The sequence below is a fragment of the Pseudoalteromonas luteoviolacea CPMOR-1 genome (assembly GCF_001625685.1).
Lineage (GTDB): Bacteria > Pseudomonadota > Gammaproteobacteria > Enterobacterales > Alteromonadaceae > Pseudoalteromonas > Pseudoalteromonas luteoviolacea_K.
The window spans coordinates 71,812-95,572 of sequence record NZ_AUYC01000011.1; the positions used below are offsets into that span (position 1 = coordinate 71,812).

Below are 23,761 nucleotides of genomic sequence, written 5' to 3' on the forward strand. Positions count from 1 at the left end.
TAAAAAAGCCGGTTTATACCGGCTTTTTTGTTTTTCAACCCAGCACTTTTCTGCTTTTTTATTAATCAATTGAACAAGATAAGTTATATTTTTCCACTTTAGCTAGTGACAAGCGGCGCAAAAATTCATATACTGCCAGCGCTTCAAAAGATTGTTTTCACACAATCGCTGAAAATGGCCCTATAGCTCAGTTGGTTAGAGCACCCGACTCATAATCGGTAGGTCCCTGGTTCGAGTCCAGGTGGGGCCACCATTTTCTTATCACATATCTTATGACTTCAAACTTCTATTCTTCACTGATAGTACTCTCATAATTAAATGTTGTAATACGACCTAAAATGAGCACAAAACACCCAGCCCAAATTAACTTCTAATTTAGATTCGTTGACGGTTGAATTTTCTAAGCATCTTGTATTTTGCGTATCGCCTTTTGGCTAATTATTTTTTAGGGCTTCCCCCTTTGCCAATGCCTGAAATAACATATTTCATTGATAAATTTAGCAAAATTTTATAACCCCCTCTAAATATAAAAATATCATGGCTTATATATTTCTAAAGAACATTTGAATTTAAAACAAATTAAAGTCGCCAACCTATTCACCCTGACTTTAAAAACTTTTTAATAGCAGCATTAAGTATTCTGTCAGTTCGTTAGATTTTATATGGCAGGGGTAAATCAAGTTTTAACGAGGGTTAAGACTTATTTATTTGATTTAATCATCTTTACCACGCATTTATTCTCGGTGTGTAGACTACCTCAATTAATACATTTGAACAGTATTTACGATTAGGCCACATAGGGCTGGCTCTCTGGTGGCCTCTATACCGCACGATTATCCATGCGCTAATTCGGCCACTTGCTAATTAAGGAAAACCTATTCGGTTACCTCAGCGATTTCACTTTAAAGGCGTTTCACTGCCTAGCTGCTTATTTTAATCGAGGTTATTGGGTAAGTATTGCTGCCAAGCTTCAACCGTAAAAGGGTACTCCCCTGTGACGTCAACTCGGCTTCGCCAAAATTGCATCGCGCCGGAGTTGATCCCTTGGTAAGCAAAGATCACATCCGCCACCAGCCTATCGCCACTTTGATTCATATTCACGTCCACCTTAACCAATTGATAGCCATTAGGGTTTGGACCATCTGAACGGCTTTGATAACACAGATGATAAGAGTTTTGGTAAATGGCTGCGTTATTATAAAGGGCATAGTTCAACGCACGCGTCGCATCGGTATCACCGGCAAAGGTGTCCAATGATGTGATCTCAGTAACCAGACTTTTAAACTGGGCATTATTATGGCTTTCACTGTGAATAACGTCACTAAATGGCAGCGCACTGACAGGCACGATGGTATGCACAAACACATCACCTTGCGCCAATATTTCACCGACAATGACAACCTGCCCTATCTCATTATTTTGGGCACGCCCCAGCGCGGAAATACATTGTGTAAGCAGTGCTTCGGTTGAGATAACGAGTGTATACAATTGTTCATTGTAGCGGTTGTCAAATACCCACTCCATACTACGTGCAATATAACGATTGGTGCTGACGTTTAAGCCTTTAAACAAGGTCTGATATAGCTGAGTGTTGCGGTTGAGTCGTTGCAGCGCAATATCGTCATTGATGTTTTTGAGCATGGGCAAAGGCGTACCATGCTTATCCATAAGGCTGTTTTGATACAGTTCTTTCTCTAAGTTCAGTGATGGAAACTTGGCATTGATGTACCCCACAGCATAAACATATCGGCTCATTGCCCCACTATAATTAATGTCAATGTCTTCGGCGTTCATGCGCTGAGCGGTATCTGACTGGTGTACTGGTTTATTGGGCTGAACTGGCATTGGTAACGTCATGGTCGCCTCCTAATTACTTTTAGCAAACGTTGCTAATCGGGATGAAACAAAAGGATACTGATTGGTCACATCTATATTGCAGGCATAACGACTGCGATCCGAACTACTCAATATAAACTCGTAAACTTGGCGAGTCGGCTCCGTGTCTTGCACTTGCACATGTATTGCCTGCACATCTTCAAGTAAAAGCTGTTGATCACTACCCACGACAATCTGGTAAAAGTGACTCTTAAAATAATTACCCGCTCTGTCTTGCCCACTTAAGCCTGTGGTGGGTTTCAACGCCGGCAATGCCAACTGACGATTAGCAGGTTGACCATCGGCCAACACCGGAATACTAATGTCTGCGGTATTGATCAAGTGTTTGACTTTCACCATAGGCAGCATGTAATCCGCCCTGCTATTTGGCATATCAAAGCCAACCAATTTGCCATTCATCACGTAGTCGTCTTGTAGATGATTAGTAGTATCAATCAACGCATCAAGCTGTGTGGGCGTATCAGGTATCAGGACGTAAGAGTCGACGAGGTTAATTGTCAGTACCCAAGTTGCCTGCTGCGCCAAATATAAAAAGGGCCGATAGGTGAGATCCGGTTGGTTATCTGCCGTCACCTGATAACTAAACACCTTGTAAAACTCATCTAGGTTGGCCTTTATTGATAATGCGGCAGCCTCGTATTGTTTTTCGAGGTTCAATGTCGGAAAGCTCGGCTGTATTTTGCCAATGGCATATACCAGTTCGCCGTTGGCTTGATTAGAAGCACGCTGCACAGGGGCTGGCGCGCAGACATTGTCTGGTGTGTTCATTGTACTTTTTCCTTTGCATTAGCCAGAAGCAATCATTGTCTGAAGCGGCATGAATGGCTGTATCTCTGTATTGATAAAAGGATATAACCCACTGACATCGACACGCAGAAAATAATAGTGATGCCGTGGTGACGCATTTTCTTTATAGGTCAATGTGATGTCCACCAGTTGATGCTCAGATTGTGAGTCAAAGTGGGTAAACGCAATACGGAGCAACGAGGCATTAGGTATCGCATTCGAACCTGTCAGCATCTTATGGGTTTGCACATAGATGTCAGGATAGCGAAAAGCCACAAAGTTTTTAGCCCGATCATAATCATTGCGGCCAAGGTTTGGCTTTAATTCCAACTCTCTGATCACATCCTGAATGGCGTTGGTTTCAGCACTCGAAATTTGTTGTATCGTATTGTGCAAGTCAGTCAGCGTAAGATGATATACCTGCTGACAGATCACCTCAGGTAACGATAAATCATTTTGAGCAGCGCTTACATGGCCAATCACACATGTATAAATCGGTTCGAGCGTATCTGAAGGGGGTTTAAGAGCCGCAATGAGTTGTTGTAATTCAACGGGCGTTGTTGGCATCAATACATAGCGAGGTTGTTGGTCGATATGCAATACCCAGTCTACTTGCTCTGCAAGATACAAGTATTTATCACGGGCAGGGTTGGTGACTGGTAAAGCCTTATTGGTAAACACTTCATAGTAGGCTTTCTCATTGACACCAAGATCCATGGCCACACTCAAAAATTGCCGCTTAATGCCTTCATTTGGAAATACAATGTTCAGCTGACCCAATGCATAAATATAGTCATGGGCATTGCGCTGAATAGGCGGTGGGGATTCATTCGATTGCAACTGTAACGGCGCCGCCTGTTCCTGCTGTGTTTCCAGCTCAGTTTGCTGATCTGACAATGCCATTGCTTCGGGGGTTACCTCTGGGGTTACCAATGATTCGTTTTGCGAAGACGCTTGGATATCCTCTGATTGCTCAGTGTTTGCAAGTGTAGGATCCATTGGCGCGCCATCATTATTTTGTTCGCTCATAATGGTTTCTCATAGCGTGTGAGAAGTGCTGATGGAGCACAGCACTTCCAATGGAAAGTTAGCTACTTGCTAGTATTGTTTTAGTTGCAACGCCCGTTGTTGCAGTGTCAATTGAATACAACGTAGTCACACCCATGGTTGTGGCAGCTTGTGCTGTTACAGCCATTTGCTGTTGAGCCGTTGTCGCATTATGCGCTGCATTAGCCAATGCCTGTGAAGTCGCCTGAAACAAGTTACCCATCGACATTGCGGGGGCGTCACCAAGCACTTTTACATTCGCTTGCGTAACTGAGTCTGTGATTTGGTCATTGACTGAAGTTGGAAATGCCATGATTTATTCCTTAATGGTTAATTACTGTTTATGGTTAGAAAGTAAAGAATAATTTAGCGTGTTCTTGATCAATTGTTTTGGTTTAACCGATTGATTGAATGGTATATTAAATGGCTTTTTCACTGGCGTTTTTAACAGTAAACAGTGGTTTTTAATACCTAGGTGGCTACTTTCACCAATACCGCTTGCGTGCTTTTTTCCGTGTCTAAATAGCCCTGCTACGGGCTCCATATATTGCGTGTAACAGGGCTAGCAACTAGATTGACATTTCCAACTTGAGTTGGCGCTTTTAACTATAACGCTAGGTACTTTTACCAACTTGGTAAAAGTTACGATTCTATTGCTCAAGTAAGGTTTTATCTTGTCCAACTACCATCTTAGCTGAGTGCGATGATCTGACAGTCTGGCTATTCCCTCTCGAATATCACACAGCTGAATTTCACTGCGGTTTTGAGCTAGCAAGCGTAAAGACACAAACCGCAATACATTTATGATCTCAGCACCACTGAGCGGATACTCATCAGACAGTCTGGTTAAACAGACTTCAGAGGACAGCTGAGATTGACCACACAAGCCACTTTGCCATATCTCCAAACGCTGCGCAGATTGAGGCGGTTGAAACTCAACAATGGACTCAAAACGACGGAAAAACGCATCATCTATATTGTCTTTATAATTTGATGCCAAGATCACAGTGCCATCAAACTGCTCTATACGCTGCAGTAAATAGGCAACATTTTGGTTGGCAAACTGATCATTAGAAGAACTGGTTTGCAGTCGCTTACCAAACAGGGCATCCGCTTCATCAAAAAAAAGCACCCAGTCTCGATGTTCAGCCAAGCTAAACAATTGCTCTAGGTTTTTCTCTGTTTCACCAATATATTTGGACGTGATCAGAGACAGATCAACCTTATAAACCGCTTTATCTAACACTTTACCCAGCACACTGGCAGTTAGGGTTTTTCCGGTGCCCGGCGGGCCATAAAAAAGCGCGCGGTAGCCCGCTCTCAGTTGTCTGCCAATTTTCCAATCTGTGCGTAGTGCCTGTCCATACCGGATCCCCTCGATAATGTCATTGAGCTGTTCACGTGTCGAATCTGGCAGTTTTAAATCGCGCCAGTCCAGTTGGGTGTCAACCAAGCTGGCAGGGAAATGGCTGCTGGTTTCAGGGTGATAAGGTTCAGCAGTTGTGAACATCTGTACAAACTCAGGCTTCAGCACAAGCGGAGTGTGCAAACTTGACTGCGCTGATGACTCAGTATCCATGTCGAGTATTTGGCTCAGCAAGGCACTCCTTTTTAGCTTTTCCAGCACCTTAAATTGAGTCACCAGCTGATTTTCATCCTCTATGAAAGCCGCTGTTGCACCAGTTGCAAGCACCGCCCCTTGCTGCTCTCGCATACCAAACTCTGTAAATGGCCGATTCGTCTGCTCGTTAATAGAAAGAAAAACATCAAACACAGTGGGACGCACAATCGGGGCCAAAGCAAGCATGATGAGTAATCGTTCGGTCACCGTGGCATGGTTTGCAGTGAGGAAAGTCGCAAATGGAGAGTCACTGGTTTGTAATGATGGCGGCGCGGGCATGGGTAACAACTCTGGCGCCTCTGAGACGCGCAACTCAGGGTCTTTCGCTGCACCGAAGTAATGTGAAACTCGATATTGAATGACGTTATCTAACCAGCGGCATTCGCGCTCCAAATCATGGGCATTCAAGATAGCGTCAGATGGTGAAGGTATAGCGTCTTTGCTTGCAGGTTGCCACATGGCTTTTTCCTCATAGTCATAATGGGTGACTTTTATCAGCGGGTTTACCCTGAGAGTGTAGCCTGATGCGTGTCTATGCTAGGTGGTAACTATGAGGAACTTTTTGGTAATTTTAATGAAAATGCAAGCGTTACTCGGATGGAGCAAGCGCGGAGCGCTGCGGCGCCATATAGCCAACTCGAGGCACAAAAGGCACCAGTAAAACCTGACCAGCCGTGAGTTGATTGAGATGAGCATGGGGGTTGTGCTCAATGATGTCCATCACGGTGACGCCGGCTGCATTGACCAAAGCTTCACAAATCGATTCCAGTGTATCTCCATTGATCACTTCATAATTTAGGTAACCACTGGCTTTAAAATAAGGTACTTTGATAAGGGTACCACTTATGATTTCCTGCGATAAGAGTGTAGGATTCGCGTGCTCTATATCGATGGGAGTGACCCCTGCACAAGCACGCAAGGAGATGCTAATTAAAGCCAATGAATCACCGGGCTGAATGGTATATTTAAGTACAGTACGCATAGAGAATAACCTAAGTTAAGAGCAGGTCAGATATCACTTACCTGCTCATATAAGACGGGAAAGATTATTGAATCGCCCAGTAAATGGGGTATGAGCCTGTATTGTCACCAATGGCGATCGTGCGTATTTGGGTACCACTAGCAGATTGCTCAAACGGCGTATAAGTAGACTCCAAAACGCGACCGTTAGTTTGCTGCTGTTGCTGAACTTCGTCACCCAAGATCCCCACTGAGTAACCGGATTGAAAGATCTGCTGTTCAATTTGCTGGACTAGAGATAAATTTGTACCATCACCAGTATTTTGCAACTGTAACCAAACAGTAGTCCCTATCGGAATTGCGGCTTCACTCACCATGTCGATCACCTTTGCGGCGATATATACCGGCGTATTCTCAGCTGGTGCACTTGTTGAGCCATCATTTTTTGAGCCAGTACTTGTCGGATCAACAATGTTTGACACATTAAGTATATAGAATGGCATTAAGGCCAGCCCATAACCATGTTTGTCACTTGCACCTGTGATTCGATTCGTTTCTTGTGCCGTCAACGGTATCATGCACAGCTCCGTATTTTCAGAACCTGAGGTAGATGAACCAGTTGAGGTATTAAGGCTTCGCATACAAAAGCTATAACCTTCACTTTTGTACTTGTTTGCAATGCTTGGCTTCATTGTGCCATTGTAGATAATCCCTTTTGCATGAGGGTGTGCAACCTCTGCATAAGCTAGCTGTAATTCTGGTGTATTAGTTACTTTTACATAGCCTGGGTTATCTTTTGAACCTAAAGGGGATGTATTACCCATCATAAACTCTCTCTATTTAAGTGTCATAAATTTGAAGGTGAAAAACCAAACACATGAATTGGTTGAATTAACTATAAAAGAGGTGGGTTTTACCAACTTGGTAAAAGTGGGGTTTAGATTGGTATTTTTTACGTTAATTGATCTTTCCTTAACGCGTCTTGATACCTATAGCAAAACAGGCCACCAAAGGCGGCCTGTACCAACCCCCTCACATGCTGCTCTAACTATCTAGCGCTTGTGCAATTTCGGTGATCCAGACGCCACCTGGGTCACTTGAGAACTGCCAGTTCATAATGCCACCAAGACCTGAGTGTGCTTGGATTGGTTTAATCACTTCATTAATGATTGTTTGCACTGGCATATACCCCGAACCCGCATCGCTCTGCGTGACAGGAAAGCCAGCAATGACCTTCTCTGGAGACAGGTTAGGTAGCTTTGTATAATTCAAGTATGAGCTCACAATTTGGTCAGGGTTGGCACTCCATGGCGGGTTGTTGTAAAACTGCACATTTAGCCAGTCAATGTCTTGCCCTGCCTGCTCAACCACTTCAACATACCCTGCCATGTATCCCCCCTGCTCTAAATACGGAGGTTGAGGTGCATGAGAAATCACATAGTCGGGGCTCGGAAGGCGCTTTCTGAGCTCCTGAGTCAATGAAACCAAAAATTGTGCACCGTTGTATCCTGCTTGACCGACAAATGCGGCGGTGTCTTCATAATCTATATCAACACCATCTAAATGGTTATTTTTCACAAAGCTTGCTAAAGAGTCTGCCAGCTTTGCTGTGTCCGCTGACAACGCACGATAAGCGTCAGAAGTCATCGTACCGCCACCAAATGAGATCAGCACTTTCTGCCCCTTTTGTTGCATTGCTTTTATGGCCTCAATAGTGCGACTTGTAAAACTAGAGGTTGTAGCGGCAATGCCACCACTTAAAACTAAATTGAACGGGCTGTCAGACGATGAAGTTAGAAATGCCAGATTCACCACATCATATGGCAGTTCGCTGGCATTAATCAGTGGGATTGCACCCGAGTTATAGTAAGTAATGGTTTTAGACATGATAGCTCCTTATATCTATTTAACTAAAGTGAGATTACGTTATCAGCTTAGCGGCACCAGCATTGTCTGACTTGGCAAAAGTCACGATGCTCAGCATGCTGACGATAAAATGCCTCCCCTTAGGGTTGGGAGAATTTTCAATCATCATTCGGGGTAAACGTCATCTGTTTGAAAAACTAGCTCAGTCCGCAGATGTTTTGTATTACAAAGCAATTACACTGTGGCAAGTACGCACTTATATCAGACTCCCCTTAATGAGATGAAAGGCTTTGGCATCCAACAAAGACAGCACCTGAGTTAATTCAGATGTTCTTTGAGCTGATGTATGCGCCGTTCATACTCGCCCATAATATTGTGAACTACCCAGCTGGCGATCACCCCGCTACCAACATGTGCCGCGCGGATCGCCTGATATTCTGGGTAAGTATGTTGCAGCCACTCAACGCCAGCGCTGATTGCACCGCCAACGGCAAGCCCAAGCAAGCTTGCATATTTGCTATAAAAGCTTCGGGCTGAGTCCATGGCGTCTTTGGCAATGGGCAGGTCGGACGTTTTCAACTCATCCAACCCAAAGTTTAAAATACGATTAGCGATGATCACGTCATCCCGCTGCGGATTCGTAAACCCAGGAAAAAAAGCCAATAACTTGGCAATGAAGGCCAGTGCCGTGGTTTTTTGCGTGGTGAAAATATCAAGACTCGCAGTCCCCTGAAGTGGCCCCTTTTCAGGTGGAAGCGCAATCGTTGCCTCGTGTTGTTCAGAATGGACCAAATCTGTTTGCTCAGCGTCATTGTTATTGGGTGAGGAATGTAGCGTATCCATAACTTATCCTATTCAGTTGTTTAGCAGGTTGAGTTATGAGTAACTTAATCAGTAACTTTACGCGGCGCTTGGTATTTTTTATGTTTATGGGACTATCGTGGGGCAGTTCACTATTAACTTTGTAATTCCAATAAGTTGCGATTTGTTGCTAACTTAAGTGAATATACAATACAAAGTCTAACCCCACTCACTTACATCACTCAGTCAATTAATTTAATATAAAATCAATAGTCTAGGCCTAAGCTATATTTTAGCTTTTCCTGCCAATTTACAGGTGCAGGAATGATAACAACCTGCCCATTACTTCCTACAGGGGGTCCAGGCTGTGGTAGAGCTGGAGCATTTGGTATAGCAGCTCCTGCACCGCCAGGTGGGACTGTGCAAGGGTACATCTGTCCATGCCATGCTATCAGGCCTGCTCCCGCAGGATCAGCAGCATAGTTAACCGCAACCCTGACACCAGAAACAGAAGCTATATTGCCTATTCCACCGTTATTTGCCGATGCTGTAATACCTACATCTGCATTAGGAAAATCCATAACCACAGCCCAAGTAGACTGATTAGCTGGCGGTGGATTAGGCCTACCACTCAACCAACGTACTGGCATATGTGCATTATTCTCAAACAGTGCCTTTGCTTTTCGCCAAGCATACGCTTCCCATGCTTCAGAGTTAAACCGACCTTGGTCATTGGCATGCCGCACATCACCTCCACCATAATTATTTACCATTTTAGATGGATTAAGAACTCGCCCCATAGAGTTAAGCACAGTGTTATGAGCACCATGCCTAGAGCTCGCATGATAACCTCCTGTCGTTCTCTCTTCTTTCTCGTTTCTCCATCCCTCTAGAATATTAAGCGGATTCAATCTCCAGCGCCTGGGATCCCATAAATCTTTCTTTCCTTCAGGTGTTGGGTACATAATATAGTCATTAAGAGTCGTTAATCCCGTTCCTCTTTGAACTACATTTTTTTCCACAAACTTACAATTAGACCTCGCTTTTTTGCTTACTAAACTTGATCGATTATCACGTGCCTTTTTAACTTGTTCATACATAATTAAAACCTTTCTAAATTGGGTTTATCCGTGTTGTAGGCTTTTTACTGCCTGTTACATGATTAAAAAATGACCATAGGTTATTTTTCATTACCTCATTAAGATTTATGATTTTTTTCGCTCAACCTCACAGTAAGGACCAAGTATTGACTGTACTTACATTTGAGAACTAGACTCACTATTAGTCAGTAAATTTGTGCTTGTTAGTAAATTCCGCATGCTTCACTTGTCTAACAAACCCACCTTAAGACGTACAGAGCAATACCAAACCAAATTGTTAGCCTAGCTACTCTATAAGGCCTTCCGAGGTACCATTTCTTCCTTGAAAATAAATATTTTTACCCTGAACATAAGCGTAAAGCTACGCCAATAAGGGTTTGATAAGTTATAGTGCAACTAAACATTCATCAGATTCACGCCCATAATATTTCCCATGTCACTGTAGCTAAACCTTATGGCTAATTTTGACCAAAATTGATACATCACCACGGTGCTATGTCATTTACTTAATGGTTTTACTATAGGCTGACAGTGATGTAATCGATTGGTATAAAATCCGGTTTGATTGGTATTAGTTATGGAATTCAGACGGCACTATTTAACTCTAATTTGGCGTAAAAATAACTGAATATTTTTTATGTTAAGTTATTTATAATTAATGCCTTATTCGCCGATAGCAACTGCGATGCTCACAGTGAAGTAGTAAAACCCAAGTGCTTTTTATAATTAACCTATGAATATATTGTCCCGCCAAAAAGGCGGCTGATATGGCCTGTTTATTACCATGGTTTTGAGCATACCAAGTGAGTATCTGGGTTTGCATGCATGTTTTGAAGTGCTTCATTTAATGAAAGTCTACATCGAGTGCAGCTTATTCATAATGTATTAATGCCAATACCCCACTACCCATTTTTGATTATTGGCAGATAATGACCCCTTTGACTTATGCGAAAAATTCAATATATTTTTTATCACAGGTAGACAATGCTTGGTAAACATCAGTCGCAGGACAAGCCTTCAAAAAAGGTTAACTATGTCGCGCCAACCTTTTGGAATATGCAAGCTTTAGCTACTAAAGCTTACGACTCATCTTCAACATGCAATCTGCGTCAATATCTTTTTAAACCAATATCTGATAGTGGTAGTTGTCTATTAGTCCATTGTTACCATGGATCGGAAAACCATTTCCATTCCCTATGCGAATTATCTGCCCAGTGATAGCTGCTACCCTGTTGATCAGATCTTGCACAGTTTCTTGATGCCCAAATGAGAATGGTATCCCATCAAGCGTCGCACTCATGAGCCCGTTCCATATTCCGGGCGGAAAATCAACGCGCTGCGTAACTGGACTTTTCCCTTTGCTCAAATGCCCTTTACATATCGTCATTTTTCGATTTGAGCCAACCTTTGAGTTACCTAGAGGACGGCTGACTTTCAATCTAACCAGCTTTTTTTCGTACATTTTATACCCTTTCATCTTAGTTACGGAAAAACATATTCACCAACCCTGTCCACCTAAACGCAGCGCCATCTCACCCCAATCCGTCGCTTGCTGCTCCAGTTTTGGGTCGTCATTGACCGCCACACCATTGACCTCTGTGGTGGGCTTTACCATCCCAAGCGCTTGCTGAGCAATATGCCCCAACTCATGGGGGAGATGTTTCTCTTGCCCAGGTGATAAATAAATGTCCTTGCCCTGCGCATACGCATGCGCCTGCACCAGCGCTGGTTTAGGCGAGTTATAGTGCACCCTCACACTGGCCAGATTCACACCGGTGAGTTTTTCCATGCCGCGCCTGAGTCTGGGCGGCAATGAGCGGCTGTGCGGCGCCGCCATCCGCTTACCTGATACAGATGTGCCTCTGCGCTGTACCAACCTCGGTTGTTGAGGCTGGGCACTGCGGCTAGGTTTGGTCACAAGTTGATTAAAGCCCATGCTGTTATTCCATCTTTGTGTGATGGTTTTACTATAGGCTGACAATGATGTGAGTGATTGGTATAAAGTCGGGTCTCGTTGGTATTAGTTATGGAATATACATACCGATTATTTGGCTCTAAAGTGACATAAAAATACCCGAACTAGTCGGGTATTAGATGGTAGGGAGTTTCTGTTTATTCGGTATCAGCAACGGCCTGTGTTGCTATTTGCTCTGCCTGATCTGGGGTCGGGCTTGACGGGGGATTACAAGCTTGGTTATAGACGGCTTGATCTGCCGCAACAACCGCATCCCTTGCGACTCTTTCTGCCTCAAAGGGTGTAGAGGTCGCATACCCAGTAGACTGTGCTGCGGTGTCAATGTCAGATTGAGCCACCGCGTCTGTGGCTTGTTGCTCTGCGTTTAAAATTTCTTGTTCGGATGTACTGGTCATGATGGTTCTTCCTTACTAATGACAAAATTAGGCACTGTGAAGTGCGTCGAATGGGCCTTCAGCCCAGATCTGGTTATGGGTAAACAAGTTCAGTAGCTCCATTGGTCGAGAACTGGCAAGTTCAGACAACGAGGTCTCCCAAATATTACGATGAGAACGTACTTTAATCAGTTTATGCTGGTCTCGTTGCCAATCCAGTGGCAAAAAAATGCACTTCTCTTTGGCCTTTTGTCCGTAGAGCTTATCTCTTGCAGACAAAAAGACGAGGTTGCGTCGCTGCGTTTCCATTAACTGCGACTCTTCTACGCAGTAGCGCAATGATGCCTTAAACCAATTCGCAAAAGCGTCTCCTTTGGCAGCCACATGCGGTAATATCTCATGAGAAGGCGGCGCTTTTTCTGCGCTCGCTGATACAAGCGATGTGCTGTGCTGATGATGCAATGACTGTAAAACATCTATGCACATGCTTCTGTATTGTAAAGTCGGTAATGCATCTATAAACAGGTCAAATTCACCATGTTTCCCCTGTTTAAATTGCCCGTAGGCTAGGTGTAATTGGCCCAAAGTATTGAGCCGCGCAACCACAAGTTCGGGGCGGTTTAAACCAAGTACCTCAATACTGGTATAGCCTTTGCCAAGCTGAGCGATTTTCTTCTCGCTGAGGGACTCAAGCCAAAGTGAAAAGCCGGGTAAGTTTTCGAACCCAGGCGCATAACCAAGCAAGTCAGGGGAGGACCAGATCTTTGTCTCAGCCTCAGTGAAGCTGAGCTCATCTGTCTCCATCAAATAGGCACACAATAAATCAAATGGATAAGCACGCGCTGTTATAGGGTCAAAACGAATATACTGGCGAGGGTCATCCAAGTATGGATTGACCAGCAACGACTGCTCTTGTTCCAAACGGATCAGAGGAAATCGTTGACCAATCAGCGGAAATTGACCACCTTTGTGCTTATCATTGCATCCATCACAGACATACACTAGATTTTCTTGCTGATAGGCCAGTGCATAATAAGGTGAGCAGCTAATACTCTGGTTTTGCTGCAATAAGGTGCTTTTTTCAAGTAATTCTACAGGTCTGAAATGCCCTACTTTTCCCGCATTACTCGCCAATAAGTAACTTTCGCAATAGGCACAACAGCCCTGAGTTAAGCCTTGTAAGTGGGCTTTAAGGTGCTCAGCAGAAAATAATGCCGTATCAAAAGCCGCGTAATTAAAGCCAGTATTTATCGTATCATCAGGCAAATCATCGGCTCTTTGCGTAACTAATACCAAGTTGTCGACTAAATCGGGCGCATACCCTTCTGCAATTAACTGGTTGCGATCTTCCGTTGTCAGCGTGTGGTATTTAGGTGCATCAGCCAAACGCGCAACCAACTCCTGCATTTGCCGAGTTGCCGCGGCTGTTTTCACTTTTTCATCCGGCAGCCAATCAACAGGCTTGAAGTCTATTTTGATCATGGCGTATGGCTCCTATGATTCAAGGCTATGCACTGGGCTATTCAGCACCGCGCTGCATGACCTCATTTTGAAAGTCCTGATTTTGCTGTATTAGCTGTTGCTCCATGTTTTTCAGTGTCTCTTCCATTGCCTGCTGTGCGGCTTGAGCACTTTTTTGTGCCGCCATTTCTTGCTCGGTAAAAACCTGTTTCATATGGGCGTTTTGCTCTTCAAGGTGATGTGCTTGCGCCTCAAGTTGGGCGTCCTGATAACGGCTAAACGCGCCCAATGTGGCGTCATTGTCAGCGCTTTCCTCGGATAACGCACCTGAAGGTGCATCACTCTCCAGCACTTGATTGATACGAGCAAGGTGCTGACGTGATTGATCAACAAGTTGCGACGATTGCTGTAATGACTGATCTATGGTCTGTCTCGCCGTGGCCAACATGGTGTCTATGTCTGACAAAATCGAGTTTAACTGCGACGGCATAACAACCTGCGACAGCGCCTGACATGCCGCTTTTTTTTGTTGTGCTGGATCCATGATAACTCCCTACTTTAGGCGGCAATTGGCCAGTGGTTAAACAAACTCAAACAGCCTTGACCATCCACGTTAAGTAAGGCTTCGCTGTGATGTAAATTGAATAAATAGTGACGACATAACCCAGCCTGACAGATATAACTGTCACTCGCCAAGGCATTGGTCAACGTGGTTTGCAGCCCACTAATATACTCATTAGCGGCTTTAACTAGATCGTCACTCTGAAGGTCGATGTTAAGCACAATATTGAGTAACCCCGCGCTAAAACTGCTGAAGCCGAGATTGTTTCCTCCCTCATGCCACTGTTTTATGGCATTGTGAAGATCAACGGCTTGCAACTCAAAGGTGACCACTGGAGAATCTAAAGTATTGTTTACGACAGGTGCGAGTGTTTCAACAAGGTGATCTGGTGTGCCTTGTCCGCCTTGTTTCGCATTTTTCCAAGCCAAATAGAGACAAAAATAGCGTGCAAACTCACTCAAGTTTTGGGCTTTTTCAGTTGCCCACTGACAAGCGGGATGCACTGTTTGATTAGACAGATCATACGCCTGTTCGCAATAACAGATAATACTGTACAGCGTGAGCTGGTCATGAAACGATGCGCCCCACCCTAATGCATGGTAATTCAGGTTATAGCGTCGATAAAACAGCGCAATTTTATTTAAAATAGCACTGTCCACCAGACGATATTTAGCCAGTATATTCGCCAACCTCGCCTTATCTGTTTCAGAATCCCGATTACTGAATGTCGCCAAGTCTCTGAGATCATTGGTACTAAGCTCAAGTAACTTTTTGATATCAACAGACAAAGGGATTTGATGTAAATAGAGCAGCGTTGAATTCATCAGCCCCAAGTAAAGCTGCTCGATAAACTGCGCTTCTGAAGTGAAGGTCATTACTTCACTTTGTTGTATAAGTGCATCAGTGCTGTGCGCACCTTGATTAAGAAATTGGATCAGGGTCTGTGTTTTGTCAGAAAACTGCTCCAATTGCTCAATCTCTTTGTTGTTCACTATGATTGTCATAATTGCCTCTTTAGCCGACGCGTCATTTGCCGACGTTTATCTAGCTACCACCACTTGGAAACTTATCTAGCAAATTACTTGCTGAGCTACCTACTTCGCCAAAGTTTTTGGTGCCATTTTCAACCATTTTGTTTGCCGCTTCGATAATGCCTGCGTAATCATCGACTTTACCTGTTGCCAACATCTGTGAAATGGCAACACCCATAGCTGTCGTTGCCATTGTGTTGATATTCCTAAGGTTGTCTGTGGCATCTTGGATTGCAATGGCCGTCGACTGCGAGACAGATTGATAGGCTTTACCGGCACCAGAGAGCTTGTTTAACTCACCAGTCAAACTGGCACTATTTACTATATCCAGTGAAGTCTGTGTCGATGGCCCGACATTTGTTAACTCATTCATATGCTGTGCCTTAGTTAATTAATCTTATGCTCTATGCGCCCCTAGGATTCTGATTTATCTTTAGGGTCGCTTTGCTGTTTCAGCAACTCTTTCACAAGCGCTTCTATTTGGCCTACATCTACCTTCGGATCAGGCGCGGGGGCTTTTTCTGGCAATGGCGATGATTGTTGAAGCATTTTTGCACAGCTTGCTGCCACGGCTGCCGATGCCGATGTTTGCGCATTTTGCTGTGTTGAAATGGCATTAAACATGGACATACCGATGGTTTCTGTCGCGGCAACATTGAGCATGCCTATGGATTGCGCAGGCGCAGACCCCATCAATAGCGTGTTCACTTCGTTTACCGAGTCAGTAATTTGGTCATTTACAGTACTCATAAAGACTTCCTTTTTTACCCTGGTTTAATGGCTGCTGCACCCGCTGAAATCATCAGCGCACAACACTGCGCAACAGCCGCGCTGGATGTAACTTGACTTCTCGCTTCATTTTGAACTGCATTGTCCATCAGCAACGAAATGGATTGACCCATAGAGGTGGATGCAGCAGCCAATGAAAAGGTTTGTGCATTGAGCGTATTAAGCACGGTGTTTCTCCTGTGTTCATTACGGATTAAAACCGGCCAAAATGGTACTGATACAGCGTATCAGTACCCAAACCGGCTTAACGGAAAACTTTTGAAATGCCTTCCGCTGTCGTGGCCGTATTAATGCCAAGCAACGTATCTACGCCTTGAACAAGCGCAGCTTGTGCTGTGACTGAGCTATTTTGCTGACCAGAAGTCGCATTGTGTGCCGCATTAGACAGCGCCTGACTGGTTGCAATCATAAAGTTACCGGTTGCGATAGCTGGCGCATCACCCAGAACTTTAGTATTTACTTGTGAAACTGAATCGGTAATTTGACTATTTACAGCGGTTGGAAATGCCATAACTATTTTCCTTTTAAAGTTTTTAATAAATAGGCGTCATCGCCTGATTGTTTAAGACTGAGTAGAGACCGCTACGCAAAAATTTTGCTGGTCGCAACACCAGTCGTTGCAGTGTCAATGGAGTAAAGAATATTTACGCCCATTGTGGTTACCGCTTGCGCGGTAATATTTGCTTGTTGCTGTGCAGCAGTTGCATTATGGGCTGCGTTCGCCAGCGCCTGTGAGGTCGCCTGAAACAGGTTACCCATAGCAATAGACGGCGCATCGCCTAGCACCTGTACATTGGCTTGTGTTACAGAGTCGGTTATTTGACTGTTCACTGCGGTTGGAAAAGCCATCGTGTCGTCCTTATGGTTGTTTACAAATTCAGCCTAATTGTTGTCAGCTTAATACTTTGGGGCTTGCGCCATATTTGCTCATTCATCGATTCAAGGTCTTTCCAGAGCAAACACGCATAAAACACCTTAGTTACCTAACCCAGCAACTGGCTGTTTTTGTGGCTGAAGAATACGTTTGGTTGCAATGCCTGTTGTTGCAGTATCAATCGAGTACAGCGTTGTGACGCCCATCGTTGTAGCCGCTTGCGCTGTCATTGCTGACTGTTGCTGCGCAGATGTTGCATTGTGTGCTGCGTTTGCTAGCGCTTGAGAGGTCGCCTGAAACAGGTTGCCCATGGACATCGCGGGCGCATCGCCCAGCACTTTTACATTGGCTTGTGTGACGGAATCAGTAATTTGATCGTTAACTGCTGTTGGAAATGCCATAATTTCACCTATTTGCTTTAAGTTTTAGAATAAAAAACATATGTGGTGTTCAGCGCATATATCTTTGCGTCATCGCCTAAACACTGAGGTCAGTATAAGAAATCTAGCAAGGTGAGAATTGGCAGTACTGCTTAAAGTGGTTGGTATAATAAAGCGACTAATTGGTAAATATATCTAAACCGCTGCATGCTGATATCTATCGGTGAAATCAGCATGCACCTTGATGCTAAGTTAGTGTTTTGTCCGTTGATCACGATATACACCGGGGCTCACCCCAACCACCGACTTAAATTTCCTCACAAAAAAGCTTAAATCAGAAAAGCCGACATCATCGCAGACCTCGGTGACTTGGCTATAAGGGTCTTCACGCAATAACACCATCGCTCTTTTGATCCTAATTCGCAGCAAGGTTTGCTTAAATGACTGACCAACAAAACGTTTGAACAAAAAAGACAAATGTGAAGGGCTCACACAGGCATAACTGGCCACTTCACTTAAACTCAGTGGCTTTTCAAAGTTTTTATCGACAAATTGTAAGGCGCGAATAAGGGCTGGGTGGGATTTATGAGGATGCGGCGTAGCCGGTGTGGCAGCTATGGCCTCTCCCCTTTGCTCTGCAACAAGCAAGTCATGTTCATCATTACATTGAATTAGCGACTGCACTTCTTCGGTCAAGCTCGGCTCGACAGGTTTTAAAACATGCATCGCCATCGGATTTGGCGTGGCCTCAGTATGCATTGCAGGAAAAATGCTGAGCAAGGTCTGACTAGACACCGCTTGCTGATTGCTCAAAAAAGACAGTTTATCTAAACAACGCTTCAGTTGTTTCACATTATGCGGCCAGTTGTACGCTTTCAATATCTCTAATGCCTGGGGGTGAAGCTGCAAATCCGCAATGTGCTGACAAGCCCCACGATAATGCTTAACCAGTGCGTCGATGTCTTCTTTGCGTTCATGTAGAGAAGGCACACAGAGTTCAAGACAATGATAATGTAACCAACTCAAAAATGAATGCTGCTGACTTTGTCCTAATGCCTCAGCTTGCTTTTCACGCGTGGTAGACGTGATCAATCGTAAAGTAGGATACTCTGTTGATATATTGAGCCAGTAGTCTTTAACCGATTCCGCTTGCGCTGAACTGAGCATATCTATGTTTTTCAGATAAAGTGAGCCATTTTGTGTTTGTGCAATGAGCTGTTCCAACTGAGCCGCTGCACAATGTTCCCTCCAATTAGCGACGTTCGAGACAATCAGTGACTCAGAGCTGGCTTTCCCTAAATTGTGCAGGTGACACGCAGCGAGATGCTTTCCACTGCCTGGCTCGCCAATGATGTGAACAGGCAAGTTACAATGGGCAAGTTGGTTTATCTGCTGATTTAATTTAAACAATGCATCACTCGTACCAATCCAAGGTTGTACGGCGGGTGTTAATTTTAAAACTGTAGACATGGTTTTTCCTTGTTTTCTCAAAGTACAGAAAACATGCGCATTCAACCGCGTACTGAATGGCATGCCGTGTGGTCAAGGAAAAGATATTTTTTTACGCTCCCTAATATTGGGTCAGATACGGGTCACTTGCTCTGTCTTGCCCTGAATATGACCAAACGAGCCAGAGATATACCAACTAAACTCTGTTTCATGTACGAGGCTTTTGAGCGCTTCTTGGATCAAAGGGTGCACAAAACTAAAGCGATCCTCATTTTGCCTGATCAGTCCACTGCACAGCATTTTATGCAGCACACACAGTGGGGCTCGAATTTCATGGTATTCATTAAATGACTGTAACTGCTGGGTATCAAAATACTGACCAAGACTGGCGGCAAATTTCAACGTTTTGGCCACGTCGCAAGGCATATTATTGAGGCTACTTCGAGCCAGTAATTGCAATGTGTCAGGGACTTCTGTCGGTGGATAGTCATCACAGAGTAATTGTTTTAAAAAAGAAGGGTTGCCTTCAGCGCGCTCAATCGCAGCGATGGCCCGTCTTTGTTGACTTGCGACTAACACGCCTTGGCTTCTAAGGATGTAATTTGCAAGCTGATGCATCGACTGCTTATCCAGTGGTTTCACTGCAATGGAATGGGCGCGGGTAAGCCAGCTTGGTGGTTGTACAAAAAACCTTTTTTGCTGCGCCGAAATAATGAGTAGCATAGGTTGTGGGCAGTCACTTTGGGCAAGTTGACTGACAAAGTACAGTTCTTTAGCAGTTAAATTATGTGCATCATCAATGACCATACTCACGATGCCTTTATGGGCAATATAGCGTAACAATTGCTGTATCAACTGCGCGTCAAGTTGCTGCTGACGCACCGCACAAAGTACGTCCAGTGCCTGTGATTGATGTTCATTTAACGCGATCCCCAACCACTGATATAAGCGCAGAATACTCAAAGGCCCAGTAGCAACTGTGTTGACCTTACTCTCAATCGCAGCATAAGAGGTGTCTTTACTAATCGATAACAAGGCACGTACTAAACTGGCAATGGCTGAACCGCCTTGGTTTTTCAGTGAGTGAGTTGGACATAAGAAATAAAGACTCGATTGATTTGCTGCCCTGAGCTGGGCTATAAAGGTATTCAACAATGCGGTTTTACCAGCCCCCGTCATTCCTTGCAGATAAATAGTCTGTAACGCTACATGTTTAATTGCTTGATTTAAAACTGTGTGGAACTGTTGTAACTCCCACTCTCTGCCAAAGCAAGGGAGCGGCATATCTTTGATCAAGTGGCTATAAACCCAAGGCGGTGTGTCAGTATCTTGAAGTAAGGTATCAATACTGACCTCAAAATAACTGGCCAAGCTTTTAATGGTGCGACATAACACCTGCTTGCCAGCTTCAGCCCTTTTTATTGTCGAAACTGAAACAGGTAACCGACGGCTTGCACACTCTTCAGCAAGCTGCTCTCGACTAAGGGCTTTTTTTTCTCAGTAAACGTAATACTGTCTTATTTAATGCAACTCTGCCGTTGCTAGAAACACTCATAGTTACTCCTTTAAATAATGATAATAAATGGTTGAAAGTACTGTTTGCTTTGTTCGTTATATCGACAAAATCCATTTTGCAGATATGTTAACAACATTTGTATTACGCGTTATTACAGGGCTATAACTGGACGAGTGAACCTACAAGTATTGACATCTATATGACATAAATATGAATAAAATGAAGCTTATCATCTTTGAAAATTGCGTTATGTGATGAGATAGCAATAAGCGCCTAACAAGGTGATATTTATTGCTTAAAATAACACGTAGAGATCAATTCACATTTATCAAAAAAAACGCCCCTGTTTTACCAGAGGCGCTTTAGTCTCTACTTTAAATATTCCATGGGTTCGCCGGTTTGCAGCGATCTATCCGTTAGGGTTTTATCGGGTTGGCGAAGATCCGGTTTTAACTTGTGGCCATACTTATCGACGCTATTTAAATAGTCGTCTTTATCGCGTATTTCTCCTGAGGCTTCCAGCTCTGCTTTTAGCTCACCAGGCTTGTGGGTTTCTTTAAAGCTGCTGTTTTGCGGTGTCAGACTACTCTCTGTATTTAAAATTAACGGTAGGCCATCTTTGCCACTGCCAATCACCACCACTTTGGCATTATTCGATTTTGCCAGCTCGATGGTGGCTTCAATACCGCGCCATTTAAGATAGGCCTCAGAAATACCATCGCTGACCATTTCTTGAAAAAGGGCGATACCTTTGGCTTCTTCCTCTTTACGCAGCGCTTCTTTTTTCGCGACTTCAACACGCATTTTGTACTCTTCCAAAATGTAGTTTTGATTCACTTTGGAAATGATCGCACTGTGTACTTTGTCAGGTAAATCAACGCGCTTGATCAGCACATCATCCAAGTTCACCAAGTGGTGGCCCGCCATTTTTTGCGCCTCTTGGCGTAGCATCGACTTTTCTTTTAGTTCCAGTTCATTGAGCACTTGTCCAAGTAATTCTTCTTGCACCTCTTTGCGCTGGTTGCCGTACACTTGTTCAGCATCATATTGCGATACAATCATGCGCACCCCAGAGCTCACTTCTGGGAGAATGATTTCATCGACATAATCTGGTCCGACTAACTTGTGCAAATAGGGGATAAAGTCTACTTCAGGACGATAACGTACCGTAATATCTAGAGTGATCCGCAAGCCCTCATTAGTGATGGCATACACATTGGTATGCGCAGTTTGGTAGCGGCTAGAATAAATGGTGAGCGTATCCCATGGAAACACCAATACTGTGCCTTCATGTAATGGCGCATCCAAATAGGTACCGCCACCAAAACGCTTCCAAAGCACGCCTACTTCACCCGAGTCGACCTTAATAAAAATCACTGGAATGAGCGCAATCACCAAAAAGATCGCAATCAACAAGGTCAACCCTGCGCGAAAGCGCCAAGATAAAATGCGTCGTCTCAACTTAGGTTGATAACGCTTCAGCAAGCGCATCAGAATATTCGACAATATTATCGCCAAGATGGCGCTAATTATAATCGTCAGCGTGATATCAGAAGGGAGAATGATGTTCATGATGTTACTCCTTTACCCTCAACTTCATGGTGTTCCATTAACTGTCCTTCGACCATTTTTAAGTGCACATCGGCCAAATGGAAATACGCATCATCATGGGTGATGGCAATGACGGTGTTACCGCGAGCTTTAAGTTTTGGCAGCACCTGCTCATAAAACTTACGCCTAAAAATAGGGTCCTGATCCGCCGCCCACTCATCAAAGATATAAATAGGTCGGTTTTCTAAAATGGTGCTCAAAAGTGCCAGTCGCTTGCGCTGACCGGACGATAGGTCAATGCTACTGAACTCCCCATCCACCACTTTGACCTTGGTGTTCATCTCTAAAAACGCTAACCAATCATCAATTTCTTCTTGGCTAGTATGGTGAATACCATAAAGCTGTTTGAATAAATGAAAGTCTGCGAACACCGCCGTAAATAAGCTGCGATAAGCTTCTTTGAGGTTATCTGTAATAGGTTGGTCATCAACTAATATTTGCCCGCCTTGTAGTTCATACAACCCAGTTAACATACGGATAAATGTGGTTTTACCGCTACCATTACCACCGGTGATAAAGGTGACCTGCCCGCGCTTCAAGCTCAAATCCACAGGACCAACAAAAAACGGCCTGTCACCACCTTTTTGGCCATGCTGGTAATAAGCCCCTTCTAGTTTCAGCTCATCAAAATTATGCACATAGGAAAAGTGCTCGGTATCTAAGTTTGAATTATCCACTTTGGCACGTTTGAGATCTTCTTCCAAAGTCAGTACGTTTTGCGCCGCTTCCGTTGCAGTGGTGTAAATTGGGATCCCGCCCACAATACTGGTAATGGGACCAATTAAAAACAGTGACGCCGTAGTGACTTTGATCACCACATCTGTGTATACATGAGACAGGCTAGGCACGATAAACACCATGGCCCCTGTGGCGGCAAAAAAAGTGATTTGCGAGAGCACAAAATCAGTGGCAAATAAGGTTTGTGTGGTAGTTTTGGCTTTTTTAGCTCGCGCTGAGTCCATAACAAATTCATGTTCTAAGTCATCGGCTCGCGGTACGCTCAGTTTCACTTCTTTAAAGCCATCTAACAAGTCAGATAAGCGTTGGATCAGCTTGTTTTCGCTCTCAAATGACAGCTGCATGTTGCGTTGAATTTCGTTGGCGCGCAGCCGATGAATGCTGGCCCCCATTAAAATTAAAATGGAGATAACCAAAAACGCCACAAATGAGTGCCACGCAATATATAAAGAGGTAAAAAACACCAAGCTGATTGACTGACCAATGATCACAAACAATTGCGCGGACTGCGAAATGGTTTGCAACTCTTTACTGAGCGTATTAAAAATGCGCTCTTTACCTATGGTTTCAAGGGTGGACAGCTCGGTATGACGCACGCACTCAAATAACTCAACACGCAGTCTATCAATGGCCTTTTCCACCATTTTAGCAGCTTTGGTCATCAGCCTCTGCTGCGTCAGACCATAAATTGAAATGGTCAGAATAAACAACACCAGATAATAGAGAATATGGTTCTCTTTATGGATATCTGAAATGTTCTCCGACACGTTATTTATCAAGGCAAGGACTAACGCATTAGCAAGGCCAGATATGCAGCCCAACATCACGAAAGTCCTTTTCTTTATTTTTATATTCCGACTGATCAGATCGTATAATACCATTTTGATTTTCTTATCATTTTTGTTATCGGCTAAATAGCCTTAC

26 protein-coding genes and 1 tRNA gene are annotated in these 23,761 nt (G+C 44.0%); 1 reads left to right on the forward strand and 26 read right to left on the reverse strand.

Features of this window, described 5'->3' with window-relative positions; genetic code table 11:
* The first annotated feature begins 176 nt into the window (after positions 1–176).
* Positions 177–253 (forward strand) — tRNA-Ile (locus N473_RS01470).
* A gap of 680 nt (positions 254–933) precedes the next feature.
* On the opposite strand, the gene N473_RS01475 is transcribed toward N473_RS01470, so the two are convergent.
* From N473_RS01475 to N473_RS01600, 26 genes are all read right to left on the reverse strand, one after another.
* Positions 934–1,857: a hypothetical protein gene (locus N473_RS01475; protein WP_063366414.1), complete on the reverse strand. Its 924-nt coding sequence runs from the start codon at positions 1,855–1,857 to the stop codon at positions 934–936.
* Positions 1,858–1,866: 9 nt separating this feature from the next.
* A complete protein-coding gene (locus N473_RS01480) occupies positions 1,867–2,664 on the reverse strand; it encodes a hypothetical protein (RefSeq protein ID WP_063366415.1) in 798 nt (265 codons plus the stop codon).
* A gap of 18 nt (positions 2,665–2,682) precedes the next feature.
* A complete protein-coding gene (locus tag N473_RS01485; protein WP_063366416.1) occupies positions 2,683–3,711 on the reverse strand; it encodes a hypothetical protein in 1,029 nt (342 codons plus the stop codon).
* 58 nt (positions 3,712–3,769) lie between these two features.
* Positions 3,770–4,042 (reverse strand): RebB family R body protein, encoded by a 273-nt coding sequence (locus tag N473_RS01490; RefSeq protein ID WP_039607656.1) that lies wholly within the window; start codon positions 4,040–4,042, stop codon positions 3,770–3,772.
* 369 nt (positions 4,043–4,411) lie between these two features.
* Positions 4,412–5,809, reverse strand: a complete 1,398-nt coding sequence (locus tag N473_RS01495; RefSeq protein ID WP_063366417.1) for an ATP-binding protein — start codon at positions 5,807–5,809, stop codon at positions 4,412–4,414.
* 130 nt (positions 5,810–5,939) lie between these two features.
* Complete coding sequence (locus N473_RS01500) at positions 5,940–6,332, reverse strand: LysM peptidoglycan-binding domain-containing protein (protein ID WP_063366418.1); 393 nt, start codon at positions 6,330–6,332, stop codon at positions 5,940–5,942.
* Positions 6,333–6,396: 64 nt separating this feature from the next.
* Positions 6,397–7,137: a hypothetical protein gene (locus N473_RS01505; protein WP_231099500.1), complete on the reverse strand. Its 741-nt coding sequence runs from the start codon at positions 7,135–7,137 to the stop codon at positions 6,397–6,399.
* Positions 7,138–7,354: 217 nt separating this feature from the next.
* A complete protein-coding gene (locus N473_RS01510) occupies positions 7,355–8,197 on the reverse strand; it encodes a glycosyl hydrolase family 18 protein (protein WP_063366419.1) in 843 nt (280 codons plus the stop codon).
* A gap of 297 nt (positions 8,198–8,494) precedes the next feature.
* Positions 8,495–9,019: a hypothetical protein gene (locus tag N473_RS01515; RefSeq protein ID WP_063366420.1), complete on the reverse strand. Its 525-nt coding sequence runs from the start codon at positions 9,017–9,019 to the stop codon at positions 8,495–8,497.
* Positions 9,020–9,243: 224 nt separating this feature from the next.
* Positions 9,244–9,942 (reverse strand): hypothetical protein, encoded by a 699-nt coding sequence (locus tag N473_RS01520; protein ID WP_155735504.1) that lies wholly within the window; start codon positions 9,940–9,942, stop codon positions 9,244–9,246.
* 1,255 nt (positions 9,943–11,197) lie between these two features.
* Positions 11,198–11,539, reverse strand: coding sequence for a hypothetical protein (locus tag N473_RS01525; RefSeq protein WP_063366422.1), 342 nt, complete (start codon positions 11,537–11,539; stop codon positions 11,198–11,200).
* 36 nt (positions 11,540–11,575) lie between these two features.
* Positions 11,576–12,013: a DUF4157 domain-containing protein gene (locus tag N473_RS01530; protein ID WP_063366423.1), complete on the reverse strand. Its 438-nt coding sequence runs from the start codon at positions 12,011–12,013 to the stop codon at positions 11,576–11,578.
* Between the two features lie 176 nt (positions 12,014–12,189).
* The gene (locus N473_RS01535; protein ID WP_063366424.1) at positions 12,190–12,447 is read right to left on the reverse strand and encodes a hypothetical protein; all 258 of its coding nucleotides are present in this window, start codon (positions 12,445–12,447) and stop codon (positions 12,190–12,192) included.
* Between the two features lie 27 nt (positions 12,448–12,474).
* Positions 12,475–13,908, reverse strand: coding sequence for a hypothetical protein (locus N473_RS01540; RefSeq protein WP_063366425.1), 1,434 nt, complete (start codon positions 13,906–13,908; stop codon positions 12,475–12,477).
* 37 nt (positions 13,909–13,945) lie between these two features.
* On the reverse strand, positions 13,946–14,431 hold the full coding sequence (locus N473_RS01545) for a hypothetical protein (RefSeq protein WP_063366426.1): 486 nt from the start codon (positions 14,429–14,431) through the stop codon (positions 13,946–13,948).
* 14 nt (positions 14,432–14,445) lie between these two features.
* A complete protein-coding gene (locus N473_RS01550; RefSeq protein ID WP_063366427.1) occupies positions 14,446–15,453 on the reverse strand; it encodes a hypothetical protein in 1,008 nt (335 codons plus the stop codon).
* A gap of 40 nt (positions 15,454–15,493) precedes the next feature.
* Positions 15,494–15,853, reverse strand: a complete 360-nt coding sequence (locus tag N473_RS01555) for a hypothetical protein (protein ID WP_063361284.1) — start codon at positions 15,851–15,853, stop codon at positions 15,494–15,496.
* Positions 15,854–15,894: 41 nt separating this feature from the next.
* Positions 15,895–16,230: a RebB family R body protein gene (locus N473_RS01560; RefSeq protein ID WP_063366428.1), complete on the reverse strand. Its 336-nt coding sequence runs from the start codon at positions 16,228–16,230 to the stop codon at positions 15,895–15,897.
* Between the two features lie 14 nt (positions 16,231–16,244).
* Entirely contained in the window at positions 16,245–16,436 is a 192-nt protein-coding gene (locus tag N473_RS01565) for a RebB family R body protein (protein ID WP_063366429.1), read from the reverse strand.
* A 77-nt stretch (positions 16,437–16,513) separates the two neighbouring features.
* Positions 16,514–16,780: a RebB family R body protein gene (locus tag N473_RS01570; protein WP_039607637.1), complete on the reverse strand. Its 267-nt coding sequence runs from the start codon at positions 16,778–16,780 to the stop codon at positions 16,514–16,516.
* Positions 16,781–16,851: 71 nt separating this feature from the next.
* Positions 16,852–17,118 (reverse strand): RebB family R body protein, encoded by a 267-nt coding sequence (locus tag N473_RS01575; protein WP_010380819.1) that lies wholly within the window; start codon positions 17,116–17,118, stop codon positions 16,852–16,854.
* Between the two features lie 126 nt (positions 17,119–17,244).
* Positions 17,245–17,544 carry a RebB family R body protein gene (locus N473_RS01580; protein WP_039607636.1) on the reverse strand — a complete coding sequence of 100 codons (300 nt, stop codon included), beginning with the start codon at positions 17,542–17,544 and terminating at the stop codon, positions 17,245–17,247.
* 231 nt (positions 17,545–17,775) lie between these two features.
* Entirely contained in the window at positions 17,776–18,993 is a 1,218-nt protein-coding gene (locus N473_RS01585) for an AraC family transcriptional regulator (protein WP_063366430.1), read from the reverse strand.
* Positions 18,994–19,104: 111 nt separating this feature from the next.
* Positions 19,105–20,367 carry an AAA family ATPase gene (locus tag N473_RS01590; RefSeq protein ID WP_081220886.1) on the reverse strand — a complete coding sequence of 421 codons (1,263 nt, stop codon included), beginning with the start codon at positions 20,365–20,367 and terminating at the stop codon, positions 19,105–19,107.
* Between the two features lie 490 nt (positions 20,368–20,857).
* Positions 20,858–22,060, reverse strand: a complete 1,203-nt coding sequence (locus tag N473_RS01595; protein ID WP_080760058.1) for a prohibitin family protein — start codon at positions 22,058–22,060, stop codon at positions 20,858–20,860.
* Entirely contained in the window at positions 22,057–23,661 is a 1,605-nt protein-coding gene (locus N473_RS01600; protein ID WP_231099501.1) for a cyclic peptide export ABC transporter, read from the reverse strand. The genes N473_RS01595 and N473_RS01600 overlap by 4 nt, the downstream gene beginning before the upstream one ends.
* Positions 23,662–23,761: the final 100 nt, after the last annotated feature.